The sequence below is a fragment of the Paragemmobacter straminiformis genome (assembly GCF_014243445.1).
GTDB lineage: Bacteria > Pseudomonadota > Alphaproteobacteria > Rhodobacterales > Rhodobacteraceae > Paragemmobacter > Paragemmobacter straminiformis.
The window spans coordinates 380930-397655 of sequence record NZ_JACLQD010000004.1 but is presented as its reverse complement, the minus strand read 5'-3'; the positions used below and the strand labels follow the sequence as shown (position 1 = coordinate 397655).

The 16726-nt window shown below is 66.5% G+C and carries 18 protein-coding genes; 13 read left to right on the top strand and 5 right to left on the bottom strand.

Going from position 1 to position 16726, the window contains the following annotated elements; genetic code table 11:
- Nucleotides 1-105 precede the first annotated feature (105 nt).
- The 7 genes from H7F16_RS15345 (at nucleotide 106) to H7F16_RS15315 (ending at nucleotide 6005) form a co-directional block, all read left to right on the top strand.
- The gene (locus tag H7F16_RS15345) at nucleotides 106-1383 is read left to right on the top strand and encodes an ABC transporter substrate-binding protein (RefSeq protein WP_185798492.1); all 1278 of its coding nucleotides are present in this window, start codon (nucleotides 106-108) and stop codon (nucleotides 1381-1383) included.
- Nucleotides 1384-1445: 62 nt separating this feature from the next.
- Nucleotides 1446-2165 (top strand): ABC transporter ATP-binding protein, encoded by a 720-nt coding sequence (locus H7F16_RS15340; protein ID WP_185798491.1) that lies wholly within the window; start codon nucleotides 1446-1448, stop codon nucleotides 2163-2165.
- Nucleotides 2162-2875, top strand: a complete 714-nt coding sequence (locus H7F16_RS15335; protein WP_185798490.1) for an ABC transporter ATP-binding protein — start codon at nucleotides 2162-2164, stop codon at nucleotides 2873-2875. The genes H7F16_RS15340 and H7F16_RS15335 overlap by 4 nt, the downstream gene beginning before the upstream one ends.
- Nucleotides 2872-3735 carry a branched-chain amino acid ABC transporter permease gene (locus H7F16_RS15330; protein ID WP_185798489.1) on the top strand — a complete coding sequence of 288 codons (864 nt, stop codon included), beginning with the start codon at nucleotides 2872-2874 and terminating at the stop codon, nucleotides 3733-3735. Before H7F16_RS15335 ends, H7F16_RS15330 begins: the two co-directional genes overlap by 4 nt.
- Before the next feature lie 10 nt (nucleotides 3736-3745).
- The gene (locus tag H7F16_RS15325; RefSeq protein ID WP_241741464.1) at nucleotides 3746-4795 is read left to right on the top strand and encodes a branched-chain amino acid ABC transporter permease; all 1050 of its coding nucleotides are present in this window, start codon (nucleotides 3746-3748) and stop codon (nucleotides 4793-4795) included.
- 25 nt (nucleotides 4796-4820) lie between these two features.
- Nucleotides 4821-5657 carry an intradiol ring-cleavage dioxygenase gene (locus H7F16_RS15320; protein ID WP_185798487.1) on the top strand — a complete coding sequence of 279 codons (837 nt, stop codon included), beginning with the start codon at nucleotides 4821-4823 and terminating at the stop codon, nucleotides 5655-5657.
- Nucleotides 5658-5672: 15 nt separating this feature from the next.
- Nucleotides 5673-6005, top strand: coding sequence for a hypothetical protein (locus H7F16_RS15315; protein ID WP_185798486.1), 333 nt, complete (start codon nucleotides 5673-5675; stop codon nucleotides 6003-6005).
- Between the two features lie 6 nt (nucleotides 6006-6011).
- Here the strand turns inward: H7F16_RS15315 and H7F16_RS15310 are convergent, their stop codons facing one another.
- Entirely contained in the window at nucleotides 6012-6962 is a 951-nt protein-coding gene (locus H7F16_RS15310; RefSeq protein ID WP_185798485.1) for a LysR family transcriptional regulator, read from the bottom strand.
- A gap of 153 nt (nucleotides 6963-7115) precedes the next feature.
- On the opposite strand from H7F16_RS15310, the gene H7F16_RS15305 reads away from it, so the two are divergent.
- The 6 genes from H7F16_RS15305 (at nucleotide 7116) to H7F16_RS15280 (ending at nucleotide 13827) form a co-directional block, all read left to right on the top strand.
- On the top strand, nucleotides 7116-8873 hold the full coding sequence (locus H7F16_RS15305; RefSeq protein WP_185798484.1) for an FAD-dependent oxidoreductase: 1758 nt from the start codon (nucleotides 7116-7118) through the stop codon (nucleotides 8871-8873).
- Between the two features lie 325 nt (nucleotides 8874-9198).
- The gene (locus H7F16_RS15300; protein ID WP_185798483.1) at nucleotides 9199-10065 is read left to right on the top strand and encodes a PhnD/SsuA/transferrin family substrate-binding protein; all 867 of its coding nucleotides are present in this window, start codon (nucleotides 9199-9201) and stop codon (nucleotides 10063-10065) included.
- A gap of 2 nt (nucleotides 10066-10067) precedes the next feature.
- Nucleotides 10068-10874: a phosphonate ABC transporter ATP-binding protein gene (locus tag H7F16_RS15295; RefSeq protein ID WP_338402017.1), complete on the top strand. Its 807-nt coding sequence runs from the start codon at nucleotides 10068-10070 to the stop codon at nucleotides 10872-10874.
- Nucleotides 10871-11668, top strand: a complete 798-nt coding sequence (gene phnE / locus H7F16_RS15290; protein WP_185798482.1) for a phosphonate ABC transporter, permease protein PhnE — start codon at nucleotides 10871-10873, stop codon at nucleotides 11666-11668. Before H7F16_RS15295 ends, phnE begins: the two co-directional genes overlap by 4 nt.
- 10 nt (nucleotides 11669-11678) lie before the next feature.
- Nucleotides 11679-12935 carry an alpha-D-ribose 1-methylphosphonate 5-triphosphate diphosphatase gene (locus tag H7F16_RS15285; protein WP_185798481.1) on the top strand — a complete coding sequence of 419 codons (1257 nt, stop codon included), beginning with the start codon at nucleotides 11679-11681 and terminating at the stop codon, nucleotides 12933-12935.
- A gap of 16 nt (nucleotides 12936-12951) precedes the next feature.
- Nucleotides 12952-13827 carry a lysophospholipid acyltransferase family protein gene (locus H7F16_RS15280; protein ID WP_185798480.1) on the top strand — a complete coding sequence of 292 codons (876 nt, stop codon included), beginning with the start codon at nucleotides 12952-12954 and terminating at the stop codon, nucleotides 13825-13827.
- A gap of 2 nt (nucleotides 13828-13829) precedes the next feature.
- On the opposite strand, the gene phoB is transcribed toward H7F16_RS15280, so the two are convergent.
- The 4 genes from phoB to H7F16_RS15260 form a co-directional block, all read right to left on the bottom strand.
- Nucleotides 13830-14531, bottom strand: coding sequence for a phosphate regulon transcriptional regulator PhoB (gene phoB / locus H7F16_RS15275; RefSeq protein ID WP_185798479.1), 702 nt, complete (start codon nucleotides 14529-14531; stop codon nucleotides 13830-13832).
- A 63-nt stretch (nucleotides 14532-14594) separates the two neighbouring features.
- On the bottom strand, nucleotides 14595-15647 hold the full coding sequence (locus tag H7F16_RS15270; protein ID WP_185798478.1) for a PstS family phosphate ABC transporter substrate-binding protein: 1053 nt from the start codon (nucleotides 15645-15647) through the stop codon (nucleotides 14595-14597).
- Nucleotides 15648-15740: 93 nt separating this feature from the next.
- Complete coding sequence (locus H7F16_RS15265; protein ID WP_185798477.1) at nucleotides 15741-15917, bottom strand: hypothetical protein; 177 nt, start codon at nucleotides 15915-15917, stop codon at nucleotides 15741-15743.
- 24 nt (nucleotides 15918-15941) lie between these two features.
- The gene (locus H7F16_RS15260) at nucleotides 15942-16613 is read right to left on the bottom strand and encodes a CHAD domain-containing protein (protein WP_185798476.1); all 672 of its coding nucleotides are present in this window, start codon (nucleotides 16611-16613) and stop codon (nucleotides 15942-15944) included.
- Nucleotides 16614-16726 lie beyond the last annotated feature (113 nt).

Here is a 16726-nt window from a genome sequence, read left to right as displayed (position 1 = left end):
AGCATCCCGGCATCATGCCAAAAGTCCGCCCCGTAGAGGAGACGGGGCGGGCCCGACGGGACAATCCCGCCGGCAAGAGACTGAACAACCCAAGGGAGGACTGGAATGATCACTCGTCGTACATTGCTCAAGACCGGCGCCGCATTCGGCGCGGCCGCATCGTCGGGGCTGGCGCTGCCCGCCTATGCCCAAGCCAAAAAGCTGAAAATCGGCTATGTCAGCCCGCAGACCGGCCCGCTGTCGGCCTTTTCGGCCGCCGACAGCTTCATGGTCGAGAAATTCCTCGCCGCGGCCCCCGGAATGGGTCTCGATGTCGAGGTGATCGTCAAGGACAGCCAGTCCAACCCGAACCGCGCCGCCGAAGTGGCCAAGGAACTCATCAGCCGTGACGAGGTGAACCTGATCCTCGTCGCCTCGACGCCGGAAACCACGAACCCCGTCTGCTCCATCGCCGAGCAAGAGGAAATCCCCGTCATCTCGACCGTCGCCCCGTGGCAGCCGTGGTTCATCGGCCAGCAGGGCAACCCCGGCGATCCGGCAAGCTGGCAGTCCTTCGATTACGTCTACCACTTCTTCTGGGGTCTCGAAGACAACATCGCCACCTTCATGAACATGTGGAACACGGCCTCGACCAACAAGAAGGTCGGCGCGCTCTGGCCGAACGACGGTGACGGCAACGCCTGGGCCTCGCCCGATGTCGGCATGCCGCCCGCCCTTGCCGCCCAAGGTTACGAACTCACCGATCCGGGCCGCTACCAGAACCTGACCGACGATTTCTCGGCCCAGATCAACGCCTTCAAACAGGCCGGCTGCGAAATCATGACCGGCATCCCGATCCCGCCCGATTTCACCACCTTCTGGACCCAGGCCAAGCAGCAGGGCTTCAACCCCAAGCTGGTCTCGGTCGCCAAGGCCCTTCTCTTCCCCGAAAGCGTCGCCGCCTTGGGCGAGCTTGGCCATAACCTGACGGCCGAGGTCTGGTGGTCCCCGAACCACCCGTTCAAATCCTCGCTCACCGGCGAAAGCGCAGCCGAGCTTGCGACCGCCTTCGAGACGGCGGCCAAGCGGCAGTGGACCATGCCCGTGGGCTTCGTCCACGCGCTGTTCGAAGTCGCCGCCGACGCGATCAAGCGCACCGAAGACCCGACCGACGGCGACGCGCTTGCCGAAGCCATAGGCTCCACCAACCTCGATACCGTGGTGGGCAAGGTCCAGTGGGGCCGCGACAACGTTCCGGAATTCGCCCGCAAGAACATCTCCAAAACCCCGCTGGTCGGTGGCCAGTGGCGGCGCAAGGACGACGGCACCTTCGATCTGGTGATCGTCGAGAATGCAGGCGCGCCCGAAATCCCGCTGGGCGGCACGCTCGAAACCCTCGGCTGATCCTCCCGCCCCGGCGTCACGGCGCCGGGGCATCCCCTTCCCCTCCCGACAAGGCGCGGCACATGGCGATCCTGTCCCTACACTCCGTTTCCAGATCCTTCGGCGCCCTCAAGGTGACCGACGACGTCAGCTTCGAGTTGAACGCGGGCGAGGCTTTGGGCATCATCGGGCCGAACGGGGCGGGCAAGTCCACGCTCTTCAACCTCATCACCGGCAACATCGCCCCCGATGCGGGCCGCGTGTTCCTCGACGGGCGTGACGTGACCCGCCTGCCCCCGATGGAGCGCGTCCGCGCGGGCATCGGCCGGTCCTTCCAGATCCCCCAGCCCTTCGGCAATCTGTCGGTCTACGAAAACCTGCTCGTCGCGGCCCGTTTCGGCGGCGAACTCGGCGCGGGCGAGGCCCCCGCCTTCTGCATGGACATCCTGTCGCGCACCGGCCTTGCCGCCGTCGCGGAAAAGCCCTCGGGCGGGCTGTCGCTTCTCCAGCGCAAACGCCTCGAACTTGCCCGCGCGATGGCAACCAAACCCCGCGTGATCCTGCTCGACGAAATCGCGGGCGGCCTGACCGATGCCGAATGCGTCGAACTCGTCGCCACGATCCGCGCGATCCATGCGAACGGCACCGCGATCATCTGGATCGAACATGTGCTGCACGCGCTGAACTCGGTCGTCGAACGGCTTATGGTGCTGAACTTCGGGCGGATGCTGATGATCGGCGCGCCCGATCAGGTCATGGCCTCGCCCGAGGTGCGCGAAATCTATCTGGGGATCGAAGCATGACCGCCCTTCTCCGAATTTCCGGCCTCACCGCCCATTACGGCGACTTCCAAGCCCTCTTCGGCGTCGACCTCACGCTGAACGAAGGGGAAACCGTCGCCATCATCGGCGCGAACGGCGCGGGCAAGACCACGCTGATGCGCGCCATCACCGGCGTCGCCAAGGTCACCGCCGGCTCGGTCAGCCTTGCCGATGAAAACCTGACCCGCCTTCCCGCCCCGCAAATCCTGACCCGCGGCATCGCGATGGTGCCCGAGGGGCGCAAACTCTTCCCCTCGCTCACGGTCGAGGAAAACCTGCTCATCGGCGCCCACGCCCGCAGCGGCAACGGCTACTGGACGCTCGACCGCGTGCAAGCCATGTTCCCGATCCTCAGGGAACGCCGCCAGTCCCCCGGCACGGCCCTCTCGGGCGGGCAGCAGCAGATGGTCGCCATCGGGCGCGCCCTGATGTCCAACCCCCGCGTCCTTCTCTGCGACGAGCTTTCGCTCGGCCTCGCCCCGGTGGTCATCAAGGAAATCTACGCCGCCTTCCCCCAGATCAAGGCCAGCGGCACCTCGATCATCGTGGTGGAACAGGACATCGGCCAAGCCCTGCGCGTGGCCGACCATGTCCATTGCATGATGGAAGGGCGCATCACCCTGTCGGGCCGTCCCGCCGACCTCTCGCGCGATGCCATCCACGACGCCTATTTCGGAGTGACCCACGCATGATCCTCGTCGACACCCTTGCGCAAGGCCTCCTTCTCGGCGGCCTCTACGCGCTCTTCGCGGCGGGTCTGTCGCTCGTCTTCGGGATCATGCGCCTCGTGAACCTCGCGCATGGTGACCTCATCATCCTTGGCGCCTATCTCATCCTGACCATCAGCACCGTCACGGGCCTGCACCCCTTCCTTGCCGTGCTGCTTGCCGCCCCCCTGATGTTCGGCCTTGGCTGGCTGTTGCAGACCCACATCCTCAACCGCGTGCTGGGAACCGATATCCTGCCGCCCCTCCTTGTCACCTTCGGCCTTTCGGTGGTGATCCAGAACGGCCTGCTTGCCGGTTTCACCGCCGACAGCCAGAAGCTCACCGCAGGCCCGATCGAGGCGGCATCCGTCAACCTCGGCGTCGTCACCCTGGGCGTCATGCCGGTGCTGACCTTCGCCTCGGCGGTGGCGGTGGTCTTTGCGCTGAACCAGCTTTTCTACCGCACCGCCCTTGGCCGCGCCTTCCGTGCCACCTCGGACGATGCGGTTACGGCGCAGCTCATGGGCATCCGCCCGCAAAGCATCTTTGCCATCGCCACGGGGCTTGCCCTCGTCGTCGCCACCATCGCCGCGCTCTTTCTCGGCACGCGCGCGAACTTCGACCCCTCCATCGGCCCCGCCCGCCTGCTCTACGCCTTCGAGGCGGTCATCATCGGCGGTCTCGGCAGCCTCTGGGGCACATTGGCGGGCGGCATCGTCATCGGCATGGCACAGGCCCTCGGGGCCTCGGTCAATCCCGAATGGCAGATCCTGTCGGGCCATATCGCCTTCGTTCTCGTCCTTCTGATCCGTCCGCGCGGGCTGTTCCCGCGGGCCAATGACTAAAGGTGCCGCGATGACCCTTACCCGCCCCTTCGGTCTGGCCGCAGCCGCCCTTGCGCTGGCGCTGCTCTATGCCCTGCCCGCCATCGCCCCCCGCGCCGTGGTGCAAGACCTCTTCGGCATCCTGACGCTGCTCGTCCTTGCGATGAACTGGAACATGCTTGCCGGTTTCGCGGGCCTCGTCTCGGTCGGTCAGCAGGCCTTTGTCGGCATCGGCGCCTATGCCATGTTCGCCGCCATCATCCTGATGGGTCTCGACCCGCTGGTCGGTGTGCTGATCGGCGGTCTTGCCGCCGCCGCCTTCGCCGTCCCGATGGCCTTCTTCGCCTTCCGCCTGAACGGCGCCTATTTCGCCATCGGCACATGGGTCGTGGCCGATATCGCCCGCCTCGGCATCAGCCAGTGGAAGGCCCTGGGCGGCGGCACCGGCACCTCGCTGCCCAAGGGCACCGCCAAGGACATGGCCTTCGTCGGCCAGATCAAGGACATGCTCGACGTCTCCTCGGCCGCCGCCGCCGACGCGCTGACCTATTGGCTGATGCTCTCGCTGGCCGTGGCGATGCTGGTCGCCAGCTACGTCTTTCTGCGCTCGCGCATGGGGCTTGGCCTGCAAGCCATCCGCGACAACGAGAACGCGGCCCGTTCGGTCGGGGTCGATCCGGTCAAGCTCAAGGCGCTGGTTTTCCTGCTTGCGGCCTTCGGCACCGGCCTTTGCGGCGCGCTCGCCTTCATCCAGATCACCCGCGTCACCCCCGACGCCGCCTTCTCGGTGATCGACTGGACCGCCTTCGTCATCTTCATCACCGTGATCGGCGGCATCGGCACCCTTCCCGGCCCCATCGTCGGCGTGATCGTCTTTTACATCCTCCAACGCGCCTTGGCCGACTATGGCACGATCTACCTGATCGTTCTGGGCTGCCTTGGCATCGTGGTCATGCTCTTCGCCCGCCGTGGCCTCTGGGACATGTTCACCGACCGCACCGGCATCGACCTCATGCCTCTCACCCACCGCCCGCCGCAAGGCAGCCTTCCCCGGCCCAAACCTTCCCGCCGCGCCGCCTGACGCGGCCCCAAAGGACAGATCGACGATGCAGTATTTCAGCGAAGACCTCTCGGTCGAAACCGTCAACGCCCGCATGGGCGCAAACGTCACCCCCCGCATGGCCGAGGTGATGTCGGCCCTCGTCAAGCACCTCCACGCCTTTGCCAAGGAAATCCACCTGACGCAGGCCGAATGGGAAACCGGCATCGAATTCCTGACAAAGACGGGCCAGATCTGCTCGGGCGAGCGTCAGGAATTCATCCTGCTGTCGGACGTGCTGGGCTTTTCCATGCTGGTCGACGCCATCAACAACCGCCGCCCCGCAGGCGCGACCGAAAACACCGTCTTCGGCCCCTTCCACGTCGAGGACGCGCCGATCCGCGCGAAGGGTGACAACATCAGCCTCGACGGCAAGGGCGACCCCTGCCTGTTCGAGGGCAAGGTGATCGACCTTCACGGCAACCCCGTCGCGGGGGCCTGCGTCGATGTCTGGTCCGACAATGCCGACGGCTTCTACGACGTGCAGCAACCGGGCATCCAGCCGAAATGGAACAACCGCGGCCGCTTCATCACCGGAGCCGACGGCGCCTATGCCTTCCGCGGCATCAAGCCCACCTCCTACCCCATCCCCGATGACGGCCCCGTGGGCAAGATGCTGGCCCAGCTTGGCCGCCACCCCTACCGCCCGGCGCATATGCACTTCCTTGTCACCGCACCCGGCTTCCAGCGCCTTGTCACCCACACCTTCGTCGGCGACGACTTCTACCTCGAAAGCGATGCGGTCTTTGGCGTGAAGCAAACCCTCATCGCCCCCTTCGAGCGGCTCGACGGGGCTGATACGCTCTGGCGCTCGCCCTTCGATTTCGTCCTGACGCCGGCATAAGGAAAGGGCGGGGCCATGCCGAACCTCAAGATCTTCGTCGATGATACGCTCTATCCCGCCTGCCGCCCCATGCTGGTGGCAGCACTGGGGCCGATCCGCGACATGCTCTGCGCCGACCTTCAGGTCGACATCCCCGCCTGCCAATTCGCGGTCATGCCGGTCGCAGCCCTGCCCGATCTGCCGCGCGTGAACGTCGAAATGGCAATCCTGCCGCGCCCCGAACGCACGCGCGAGCTGATCCTCTCGGTCTGCGCCAAATTGCGCGGCATGGTCGAAGAGGCGACCAAGACCCATGTCGCCGTGCGGGTCACCTCGCTCGACCCCGCAACCTACATCGCGCTGAAATAGCCCCGCCTAGCCGCGCCGCTGCGTGACCTGCCCCTCGTGCTGGATGCGCGCCTGAAGCAAGGCGAACTCGTCCGCAAGGAAGCCTGCAAACTGGCGCAGCGCGGGCGGCGGGGTCGCGCCGTCTAAGCTCAGCATCCCGAGCTGCCTGTCGGGATGCTCGATCTTCAGCCGCAGCGCATCCAGCCCCGCCGTCTTGCGCGACAGGAACACCACCGAATAGGGCAAGACCGTCAGCGCATCCGATCCCGCCAGAATCGAGATGATCGACGCCAGCGTCCCCCCCGAGAAGCTGACGCGGAACTCCTCTTTCCCGATGGATTTCAGCGCCCGCTGCAAATCGCGGAACAGCGGGCTGTCGGCGGGCGGCGCGATCCACGGATAGGGCTCTATATCGGCCAGCGTGATCGCCCCGCGCCGCATCAGCGGATGCCCCGCCCGCGCGGCGATGACATTGCGCCCCGGCAAAAGCGGCACGAAACTCATATCCGCAGGCACCCCCGACGGATGCAGCGGCACGATGGCCATATCGAGCGACCCGTTGCGCAGGCTCGCCGTCAGCTGGTCGAAATAGCCATAGGATTGCGCGATCTGCACCTCGGGCCGCCGCGTCTGGAAATCAGCGATAAAGGTCGAAACCACCCCGTCCATGAAGATCGGCGTCCCCGCGATGCGCAGCCGCCCCGTATGCCCCTTGCGGTAGCTTTGCACCAGCCTGCTTGCCTCGGCGTTCAGCGCATGGATGCGCGCCCCGATCCGGGCAAGGTTCTCGCCCAGCTCGGTCGGCCGCAGCGGCCGCTTGCCCGCCTCGAACAACGGCGCGCCGACACGGTCCTCCAGCAGCGCCATCGTCCGCGAGACCGAAGGTTGCGATTTGCCCAACGCCTCCGCGCCCTCGGTCAGCCCGCCGCGCTCGACGATCATCGCCAGAATTTCCAGATGTTCGCTGTCTATCTTCATAACGCAAAGCAATATTAGCAAAGCGCGATCCGATCAATATCCCGCATTTGTGCGGATACTCTGGCCCTGCAACCGTCACGGACAGGCCCGACCGGCCCAGGACGCGCCCGCCACATGACCCTGTGGCACATTCGATTCAGGGAAGAGGACAACATGGCAGACATCACGACCGAGGTGCTCATCATCGGCACCGGACCTTCGGGCTCGGCGACCGCGGCACTGCTTTCGACCTATGGCATCCAGAACATGGCGATCAACCGCTACCGCTGGCTGGCCAACACCCCCCGCGCCCATATCACCAACCAGCGCGCGATGGAGGTGCTGCGCGATCTGGGACGCGAGGTCGAGGACGAAGCCTACCTCTTCGCCACCCATCAGGAACTCATGGGCGAGAACATCTTCTGCGAAAGCCTCGCGGGCGAAGAGATCGGGCGCATGAAATCATGGGGCAACCACCCGCTGTCGAAAGCGGAACACCTCATGTCCTCGCCCACGCTGATGAACGACCTGCCGCAAACCTTCATGGAACCGCTGCTGTTCAAGACCGCCTGCTCGCGCGGGACGCAGGCGCGCATGTCCACCGAATACCTGTCCCATACCCAGGACGCCGACGGCGTCACCACCACCTGCCGCGACCGCCTGACGGGCAAGGAACTCACCATCCGCTCGAAATACCTGATCGGCGCCGATGGCGGCAAATCGCTCGTCGCCGAACACGCGGGCCTTCCCTTCGAGGGCAAGATGGGCGTCGGCGGCTCGATGAACATCCTCTTCCGTGCCGACCTGTCCAAATACGTCGCCCACCGCCCCAGCGTGCTTTACTGGGTCATGCAACCCGGGGCCGATGTGGGCGGGATCGGCATGGGCCTCGTGCGCATGGTGCGCCCGTGGAACGAATGGCTGATCGTCTGGGGCTATGACATCAACGGCCCCGAACCCGAAGTCACCCCCGAATTCGCAACCGGCGTGGCCCGCCAGCTTGTCGGTGACCCGACCCTTGAAATCGAACTGCTCTCGGCCTCGGTCTGGACAGTGAACAACCGCTACGCCACCCGCACCAACAACGGCCGCGTGTTCTGCATGGGCGATGCGATCCACCGCCACCCGCCGTCGAACGGCCTCGGGTCGAACACCTCGATCCAGGATGCCTTCAACCTCGCATGGAAACTGGCCCTCGTGCTCAAGGGTCAGGCGGGCGAGAAGCTGCTCGACAGCTATGACGCCGAACGCGCGCCCATCGCCCGCCAGATCGTCACCCGCGCCAACCAGTCCATCGCCGAATTCGGCCCGATCTTCGAATCCCTCGGCATGGGCGAAGGCGTCGATCCGGTGCAGATGCAAAAGAACCTGAACGCCCGCACCCAAGGCACCGAGGCGGCCGAACGCCAGCGCGAGGCGATCCGCAAGGCCATCGCCTTCAAGAAATACGAATTCGACGCCCACGGGGTCGAGATGAACCAGCGCTACCGCTCTGCCGCCGTCGTCACCGACGGGCAGATCGAACCCGCCTTCGCCCTCGATGCCGACCTGCACTACCAGCCCACCACATGGCCCGGCGCGCGCCTGCCGCACGCATGGCTCTACCGCCGCGACAACGGGGCCGAGGTTTCGACCCTCGACCTCTGCGGTCATGGCCGCTTTACCCTCCTCACGGGTCTGGGCGGCGAAGCATGGGCCGAAGCCGCGGCCGAGGTCGCAGGCGAACTGGGTCTCGAAATCGTCACCCATGTCATCGGACCGCGCCAGACCTACATCGACCACAGCGGCGATTGGGCCCGCGCCAGCGAAATCCGCGACAACGGCTGCCTGCTGGTCCGCCCCGACCACCATGTCTGCTGGCGCGCGGAAACCCTCGCCACCGCTCCCAAGGCCGAACTCCTGCGGGTGCTGCGCGCCATCCTCGCACGCTGATGCGCAGGGCCGCCACGGGCCATCACCCCGTGGCGGCCCGCCCCCACCCCGATCTGGCGCCGGTCAAGCCGATGCCTTCCCCCGCCATCGTCCGGACGCCCGAGGGACAGACTGGCGCAGAACGGATGCCCGCCGCACCCAAGGGTCGCGCCCAAGGGCCGCACCCAAGGGCCGCGAAACGGCCCCGCGCCTGATCCCTGCCAGCAACGGCCATCCTGAAAGCCCCCGCCGCAAGGCAAGCGTCACCAAAGCTTCACAGCCCGGCAACATCCCCGTCACGCGGCTCCGCTAGTCCAAGGCGACCGTAACCAACAGGGGATGCGCCATGAACGCCTTTCTGAAAGCCGGATTTATCGCCCTTGCCAGCCTTGCGGCCACCGCCGCCGCAGCGCAGGACACCATCCGCTTCGCCGTGACCGACATCGACGGTCTGGAAGCCCTGCAAAAGGAAATGGGCCCCTTCAAGGACGCGTTCGAAGCCGCCTCGGGGCTCAAGGTCGAATTCTTCCCCGTCTCGGGCCGCACCGTCGCGGTCGAGGCGATGGCCGCCGACCAGATCGATTTCGTCCTGACCGGCCCCGCCGAATATATCGTGTTCAACGCGCGCCTCGACGCAAAGCCCGTCGTCACATGGAACCGCCCCGACTATTACGCCAATGTCGTCGTCCTCGACGCCTCGCCCCTCAAACAGGCCGGTGACCTCGAGGGGCAGAAGATTTCCTTCGGCGAGATCGGCTCCACCTCGCAGCACCTGTCGCCGGCAACCCTGCTCGCCGATGCGGGCCTTGTCTACGGCACCGATTACGAGCCGGTTTTCCTCAAGCGCAACGTGGCGATGGAAGCGTTGATCCAGGGGGAAATCGCGGCCATCGGCCTGAACAAGACCCATATCGACCAGATGGCCGAGGCATTCCCCGACCAGAAATTGCGCGTCCTGCTCAAGGGCGACGAACTTCCCGATGACGTCCTCCTCGCCTCGGCCAAGGTGCCCGCCCCGGTGGTCGATGCCGTCCGCAAGACCTTTGCCGAACATGGCGACGAACTCCTCGCCGCGATCACCGCTACCGAAGAGAACGAGAAATACATCGGCGGCAGCTTCGACGCCTCGGTGACCGATGCCGATTACGATGGCGTCCGCAAGATGTTCGAAAACGTCGGCGTCACCGAGTTCACGCAGTTCGTGGGCGAATAGGCGTGAACGTCACCCTGCGCCCCTCCAAGGCTCCGGCCGGTCCCGCGCAGGCGGGGTCGGTCCTTTGCGTGACGGGCCTGACCAAATCCTTCGGCGCCAACGATGTCCTGCGCGGCATCGACTTCACCGTGCAGCCGGGCGTCGCCACGGCGCTGATCGGCGCGAACGGGTCGGGCAAGTCGACGGCGATGAAATGCCTGATCCGGCTGGTCGAACCGACCGCGGGCCGGATCGACCTTCTGGGCCGCGATGTGCTGACCCTGCCACCCCGCGACCTGCGCCGCTTCCGGTCGCACGTCGGCGTGGTCTGGCAAAGGCACAACCTCGTGCCGCGCCTCTGTGCCCTGACCAACGTGGTGCATGGCGTGCAATCGCGCAGCGCGGGTCCGCGCACGTGGTTCCAGTCCCTCGCCCGCGCCGATGTCCGGCGCGAGGCGCTCGCCTGCCTCGCCCGCGTCGGGCTTGCCGACAAGGCGCTGCAACGCGTCGACAGCCTGTCGGGCGGCCAGCAGCAGCGCGTCGCTATCGCCCGCATGCTGATGCAACGCCCGCGCATCATCCTTGCCGACGAACCCGATGCCAGCCTCGACCCGCAGTCGGGCGAAGAGGTCATGCGCATCCTGTCGTCCCTCGCGCGGCAGGACGGGCTGACGCTGATCTTCATTTCGCACCGGATGGAACATGCGCTGGCCTTCTCCGACCACATCCTCGGCCTGCAAGCCGGTCGCATCGTCCTCAGCCGTCCGACCGCACAGACCGATGCCGACCGTCTGCGCCGGTTCTTCGACCATCCGGAAGCCTCCGCATGACCGCCGCCCCCCTTCCCCCCCGGTTCCGCAAGCGCGGCCTCGTGGAATACGCCGCACTCCTGACGGTCGGCGCCCTCGTGATCTCGAGCCTTCTGTCCACGGCACCGCAGGCCGATGCGCTCGGGCGCGGGCTTGCCCGCCTCGTCGCGCCTTCGGGCCTTCTGGCGCAGATGGTCCCGCCCGATCTGTCGCGCGTCGACCGCATCGCGTGGAAACTGCTCGAAACCCTGCAAATGGCGGTCGCGGGCGCGGCACTCGGCCTTGTCTTTGCCCTGCCCTTCGCCATCCTCGCCACCGACCGGCTGTCGCCGCATCCGCTCGTGCGCATGGCGGCACGCGCCATCATCGCGCTGTTTCGCACCATTCCCGACCTTGTCTGGGCGATCTTCTTCATCATCATGGTCGGCCTCGGCCCCGCCGCCGGGGTGCTGGCGATCATGGTCGACAAGATCGGCTTTGCCGGCCGCTTCTTCGCCGAAGCGATGGAAGAGGCCGACACCGGCCCGCAAGACGCCCTGCGCGCGATGGGCGCAAGCCGCCTCGGCATCATCTTCTCGGCGGTCATTCCCGCCTGCCTTCCCTCCTTCACCGCCACCTCGCTTTTCGCGCTGGAAAAGGCCGTGCGCGGCTCGGCGGCCCTCGGCCTCGTCGGCGCGGGCGGGATCGGCGTCGATCTCAAGGTCGCCTTCGACCTGTTCAACTATGACGAGGCGCTGACCATCATCCTGATGCTCCTCGCCCTTGTCCTGATCGTCGAACAAGGGTCCGGCTGGATCCGCTCGAAACTCATCTGATGGCCCGCCCATGACCCGACAGCACAGCTTCCCCGCCACGGTGATCGAAGGCGCAAGCGTCATCTTCCCCGACCGCATCGCCACCGCCTCGGTCCGCATCGAGGCGGGCATCATCACCGGCATCGACACGCCCCGCGACGGCGCGCAGGTGATCGACGGGCGCGGCCGCATCCTCGCCCCGGCCTTCGTCGACATCCACGGCGACGCGTTCGAGCGGCAGCTCATGCCCCGCCCCGGCGTGATGATCCCGGTCGAGACCGCCTTGCTGGAAACCGACCGCCAGCTTGCCGCCAACGGCATCGCCACCGCCTATCACGCGCTCACCCTCAGCTGGGAGCCGGGCCTGCGCTCGGTCGAGACCGGATGGGCCGTGCTGCGGGCGCTCATCCGCCTCGCCCCGCGCCTGACGGCCGCGAACCGCCTGCAATTGCGCTGGGAGACCTTTTGCCCCGCCGCGCATTCCCTGATCGCCACGGCGATGAACCAGCCCGACATTCCGGCCCTCGCCTTCAACGACCACACCACCGCAGCCCTGCTGCACCCCTCGGTCGCGCTGCACGACCGCCCCTTCGACCTGATCCCCGATTACCCCCTTACCCCGCTCGACACCCCCGCGTTCCGCAACAGGATCGAGGGTCGCGCCAAACGCGCAGGCATGGCAACCGACGATTACATCGCCCTCATGCTGTCGGTCTGGGCCGCCCGCGACGCCGTGCCCGAAGGCATCGAGCATATCGCAAGCCTTGCGCGGGCCTCGGGCGCGCCGATGCTCAGCCATGACGACACCCAGACCGAAACCCGCGATTTCTATCGGGCCAAAGGTGCTGCCATCGCGGAATTCCCGATGCACGAACGGGTGTTCCAGCCCGCCCGCGACGCGGGCGACTGGATCGTTCTGGGCGCGCCCAACGCGATGCGCGGCGGCAGCCATCTCGGCTCGGCCGATGCGGGGCAGATGATCCGGCGCGGCCTGTGCGACATCCTCGCCTCGGACTACTTCTACCCCGCGATGCTTGGCGCGATGGCGCAGCTGCATGCCGAAGGCGCGGCCCCGCTGCATGACCTGTGGAAGCTCGTCTCGACCAATCCCGCCGCCGCCCTCGGACTGGCGGACCGAGGCCGCATCGCCACCGGAACGCGCGCCGACCTCGTCCTGCTCGACTGGCCCGACAGGGGCACCCCCGCCCCCTTGCGCACATGGGTCGCCGGCCGTGGCGGATATTCCGCCCTGCCGGACCAAAGCGCACCCGCCCCGATCTCTCCGTGATGCAAAGGACGCCCGCATGACCGACGCAAGCTATCACGCACCATCCGACCCCGGTTTCACCTATTCGCATCCGGGCCAAAGCCGTTTCCGCCGCGCCCTGATCCGCTCGGTCGAACGCGCGACCGGACAGCCGCGCCTGAAAAGCCTCTACCTGAACTGGGCCGCAGCCCCGCTGCCGGACGAGCCGGTTTTCGACGCCGCACTGCGCCTCTTGCGCATCACGCCGCACCGGCGCTGGACTGTCCCCGCCGCCCATATCCCCGCCAAGGGCGGCTTGCTGCTGGTCGCCAACCACCCCTATGGCATCGTCGACGGCCTCGCCCTGTGCCAGCTTGCGATGCAATTGCGCGGCAACGTCCAGATCCTGACCAACGCCGTCCTCTGCCAGCCCGCCGAGGTCACGCCCCATCTGCTGCCCATCGATTTCTCGGGCACGCCGCAGGCCCGCAAGACCTCGGCCCAAAGCCGCCGCCTCGCGATCGACCTTCTGGCCGCCGGAAAGACCGTCGCCATGTTTCCCGCAGGCGGCATCTCCACCGCGAATGCGCCCCTGCGCGGACGGGCGCATGATGCCGAATGGCACGCCTTCGTCGCCCGCCTTGCGACGATCCCCGACGTGACCACCCTGCCTGTGCATTTCGCGGGGCAGAACTCGCGTCTGTTCCAGATCGCAAGCCACCTGTCCTACCCGCTGCGCGTCGCCCTCGTCTTTCACGAAACGCGGCGTCTTGCGGCCCGCGCGCTGCGCATGACCATCGGCGCTCCGGTCACTGCCGCCGAACTGGCCGCCCTGCCCAAAGAGGCCATCGCCGCCGAACTGCGCCGCCGCACCATGCAACTCGGCGGCCAGAGGGATGAAACCTTCCTCTGGCCCGCCCACGTCAAATGGTAGCGTCAGCCCAGCGCATAGCCTGATCCGCGCACCGTGCGGATCGGGTCCTCGTGGCCGTGGGCGCACACCGCCTTGCGCAGACGGCCCACATGCACGTCCACGGTGCGCGTATCGACATAGATGTCCCGCCCCCAGACCCGGTCGAGCAACTGGTCGCGGCTCCACACCTTGCCCGGCTTCTCGAGCAATGTCGCCAGCAGCCGGAACTCGGTCGGCCCCAGTTTCAGCACCTTGTCACCCCGATGCACCTTGTGGCTTTCGGGGTCCAGTCGCAGGTCGCCGTATTCCAGCCAGACACCCGCCGTCGACGGGCGCACGCGGCGCAACTGCGTCTTGGCCCGCGCGATCAGCTCGACCATGGAATAGGGCTTGACCACATAGTCATCCGCCCCCGTCTCGAGCCCCCGCACGCGGTCCACCTCTTCGGCCCGCGCCGACAGCATGATGATCGGAATCCCCCGCGTCTCGGGGCGCATCTTCAACTGCCGGCACACCTCGATCCCCGAAAGGCGCGGCAGCATCCAGTCGAGGATGATGATATCGGGCGCATCCTCTTCGACCATCAGAAGCGCGTCCTCGCCATTGTCGGCCGTCATCACGCCGAAGCCCTCGGCCTCGAGATTGTAGGACACCGCCTCGCGTTGCGCCGGCTCGTCCTCGACCAGCAAAACCCGTGGCTGCATCCTGCGCTTGTCGGTGGTCATGTCCCGCGTCCTCCGCTTATGGAAAAGGGGCGGCGCATCGCTGCACCGCCCCCCCGTTTCAGCTTATTCCAGCGGCCCCATGACCGTCTCGGCGGCAACGGCAGCCTGCGTCGCGGCAAGCTCGGGGTCCGACACCAGCCCGTATTGCGCCAGCGGTCCATCCGGTCCGGCCATTTCGTCCGACACGAAGAACTCGACGAATTCCTTCAGGCCGGGGATCACGCCGATATGCTGCTTCTTGACGTACATGAACAGCGGACGCGACACGGGATATTCCCCCGAAGCGATCGTCTCGGTCGACGGCACGACACCCGACATGGTGGCGACGCGCAACTTGTCGGTGTTGTTCTGGTAGAAGGACAGGCCGAACACGCCCACCGCGGTCGGGTTGGCATCCAGACGCGCCAGCGTTTCCGTATAGTCGCCGTCGATATCGACCGACACACCGTCGGCGCGCAATTCGTGGCAGGCTTTCTTGGCGTTGTCGGCCTTTTCCTTGTCATCCTTGCCGGTCGCTGCAGCAAGGAACAGGTCATAGGCCCCGGTCTCCTTGCAACCCGCTTCCAGCACCTTGACGTCGAACACTTCGCGCGTGCCGTGCTTCGAGCCGGGAACAAAGGCCAGAATGTCCTGCGCCGGAAGCGCGGCATTCACTTCGGCCCAGGTCTTGGCGGTGTTCGCGGTCAGCGCGCCATCCTTGGCGACCTGCGCCGCAATCGCCAGATACCAGTCCGACGGCGTAAAGGCGAATTCCGCGCCATCCAGCTTCGAGGCAAAGACGATCCCGTCATAGCCGATCCGCACTTCCATCAGATCGGTCACGCCATTGGTCTTGCACAGGTCAAGATCGCCCTGCGTGATCCGGCTCGAGGAATTGGCGATGTCGATGGTGGTCTCGCCCACGCCCTCGCACAGCTTCTTGCGGCCCGCACCCGAACCGCCGCCTTCGACGACCGGCGTCGGGAAGTCGAAGTTCTCGCCAAAGGCTTCGGCCACGATGGTGGCATAGGGCAGCACGGTCGAGGACCCGGCAACTTGCAGGTTGTCGCGGGCATTGGCCGCCCCCGTCGCGGCAAGCACTGCCAGCGTCGAGACGGTGAGTTTCATGAAGGACATGTCTTTACTCCGGTTGACAGCGCGCCGAACGTGACGCGTTGCCGACGGATTTACTGCGTCGGCGTGACAGTCCTGTTTAACTTCCGTGACAGTTCAGTGACGCACGGCCGCCACGCGCCACCACGGCCTGTGCAACAGCAGCGCCTCCCAGATCGCCCCCGCCTGGTCCATCGCATCCCGCACCGCGGCCTTGTCCACCAGTCCCCAGCTTTTCTTGCCCAAGGCCCGCGCCGCCTCGGCATCGGTGGCAACGCCCAGCAGATCCTGCATCCGCTGCAACTCGGCACGAAAGGCCTAGGCCCCTTGGGCAATCAGGAAAGGCGCGAAGAACTCGGAAAGGTAGCGCAACGTCTTCAGCCGCTTGCGGAACCCGTGCAACACCTCGGGCGGCAGGCGCCGCAGGTCGGCCTTCTGCTTGGCACAGGTCTCCCATGCCAGATCCAGCGCCTCGACGGCGATGTCATCGACCGGCCCCGCCCGCAAGACCAGCGCCGCCGGCCCCGTGCGGAACAGCGCACCCTCGTCGACCGCGCGCAGCATCACCGGAGAGAACAGCACCGCATTGCGCTCGCGCAACCGCATCCGCACCTTTTCGCGCAGCCGCGCCGAAGCGTCGCGCAGCTTGGGCGACACATCGGCCGCATCCAGCCGCGCCATCATCACATCGCGATCCCGCAACTTGCCCAGCTCGCGGAAGATCGCCTTTGCCTCGTCGCGCAGCCCCGCCGTGGCGCGGCGCTTCAGGATCGGCCCGAAGGCATCGAGTGCCGTCACCAGCCGCCGCAACCAGACCCGCGCCTTGTGCGGCCCCTCGGGATCGTCGCGGTCAAGGACAAACGCCAGATGCGCGTCGATCTCGGCCCCGCAGCGTTGCGCGATATGCCGGAACGCCGCCTCGGCGGTCATCCCCGGCCCGATCTCGGCTAGCTCGACCGCTGCGACCGGCTCGTCCACCTGCTCGTCCATCGGCACCCCCTGCCCCAACCGCATCACGGGTTAAGACATCTTTGTAAAACTCTGACGTCAGTTTCGCCGCGCCGTCGTTGGAAAACCTTCACGAAACCGCAGCACCCCTGTCA

What these genes read in the sequence shown, in the direction of transcription:
- H7F16_RS15325 (WP_241741464.1), top strand. Translation starts at nt 3,746, where the DNA reads ATGACCCTTACCCGCCCCTTCGGTCTGGCCGCAGCCGCCCTTGCGCTG.
- H7F16_RS15285 (WP_185798481.1), top strand. Translation starts at nt 11,679, where the DNA reads ATGACCCGACAGCACAGCTTCCCCGCCACGGTGATCGAAGGCGCAAGC.
- H7F16_RS15320 (WP_185798487.1), top strand. Translation starts at nt 4,821, where the DNA reads ATGCAGTATTTCAGCGAAGACCTCTCGGTCGAAACCGTCAACGCCCGC.
- H7F16_RS15310 (WP_185798485.1), bottom strand. Translation starts at nt 6,962, where the DNA reads ATGAAGATAGACAGCGAACATCTGGAAATTCTGGCGATGATCGTCGAG.
- H7F16_RS15330 (WP_185798489.1), top strand. Translation starts at nt 2,872, where the DNA reads ATGATCCTCGTCGACACCCTTGCGCAAGGCCTCCTTCTCGGCGGCCTC.
- phnE (WP_185798482.1), top strand. Translation starts at nt 10,871, where the DNA reads ATGACCGCCGCCCCCCTTCCCCCCCGGTTCCGCAAGCGCGGCCTCGTG.
- phoB (WP_185798479.1), bottom strand. Translation starts at nt 14,531, where the DNA reads ATGACCACCGACAAGCGCAGGATGCAGCCACGGGTTTTGCTGGTCGAG.
- H7F16_RS15305 (WP_185798484.1), top strand. Translation starts at nt 7,116, where the DNA reads ATGGCAGACATCACGACCGAGGTGCTCATCATCGGCACCGGACCTTCG.
- H7F16_RS15335 (WP_185798490.1), top strand. Translation starts at nt 2,162, where the DNA reads ATGACCGCCCTTCTCCGAATTTCCGGCCTCACCGCCCATTACGGCGAC.
- H7F16_RS15280 (WP_185798480.1), top strand. Translation starts at nt 12,952, where the DNA reads ATGACCGACGCAAGCTATCACGCACCATCCGACCCCGGTTTCACCTAT.
- H7F16_RS15340 (WP_185798491.1), top strand. Translation starts at nt 1,446, where the DNA reads ATGGCGATCCTGTCCCTACACTCCGTTTCCAGATCCTTCGGCGCCCTC.
- H7F16_RS15265 (WP_185798477.1), bottom strand. Translation starts at nt 15,917, where the DNA reads ATGCAGGATCTGCTGGGCGTTGCCACCGATGCCGAGGCGGCGCGGGCC.
- H7F16_RS15315 (WP_185798486.1), top strand. Translation starts at nt 5,673, where the DNA reads ATGCCGAACCTCAAGATCTTCGTCGATGATACGCTCTATCCCGCCTGC.
- H7F16_RS15345 (WP_185798492.1), top strand. Translation starts at nt 106, where the DNA reads ATGATCACTCGTCGTACATTGCTCAAGACCGGCGCCGCATTCGGCGCG.
- H7F16_RS15260 (WP_185798476.1), bottom strand. Translation starts at nt 16,613, where the DNA reads ATGGACGAGCAGGTGGACGAGCCGGTCGCAGCGGTCGAGCTAGCCGAG.
- H7F16_RS15300 (WP_185798483.1), top strand. Translation starts at nt 9,199, where the DNA reads ATGAACGCCTTTCTGAAAGCCGGATTTATCGCCCTTGCCAGCCTTGCG.
- H7F16_RS15270 (WP_185798478.1), bottom strand. Translation starts at nt 15,647, where the DNA reads ATGTCCTTCATGAAACTCACCGTCTCGACGCTGGCAGTGCTTGCCGCG.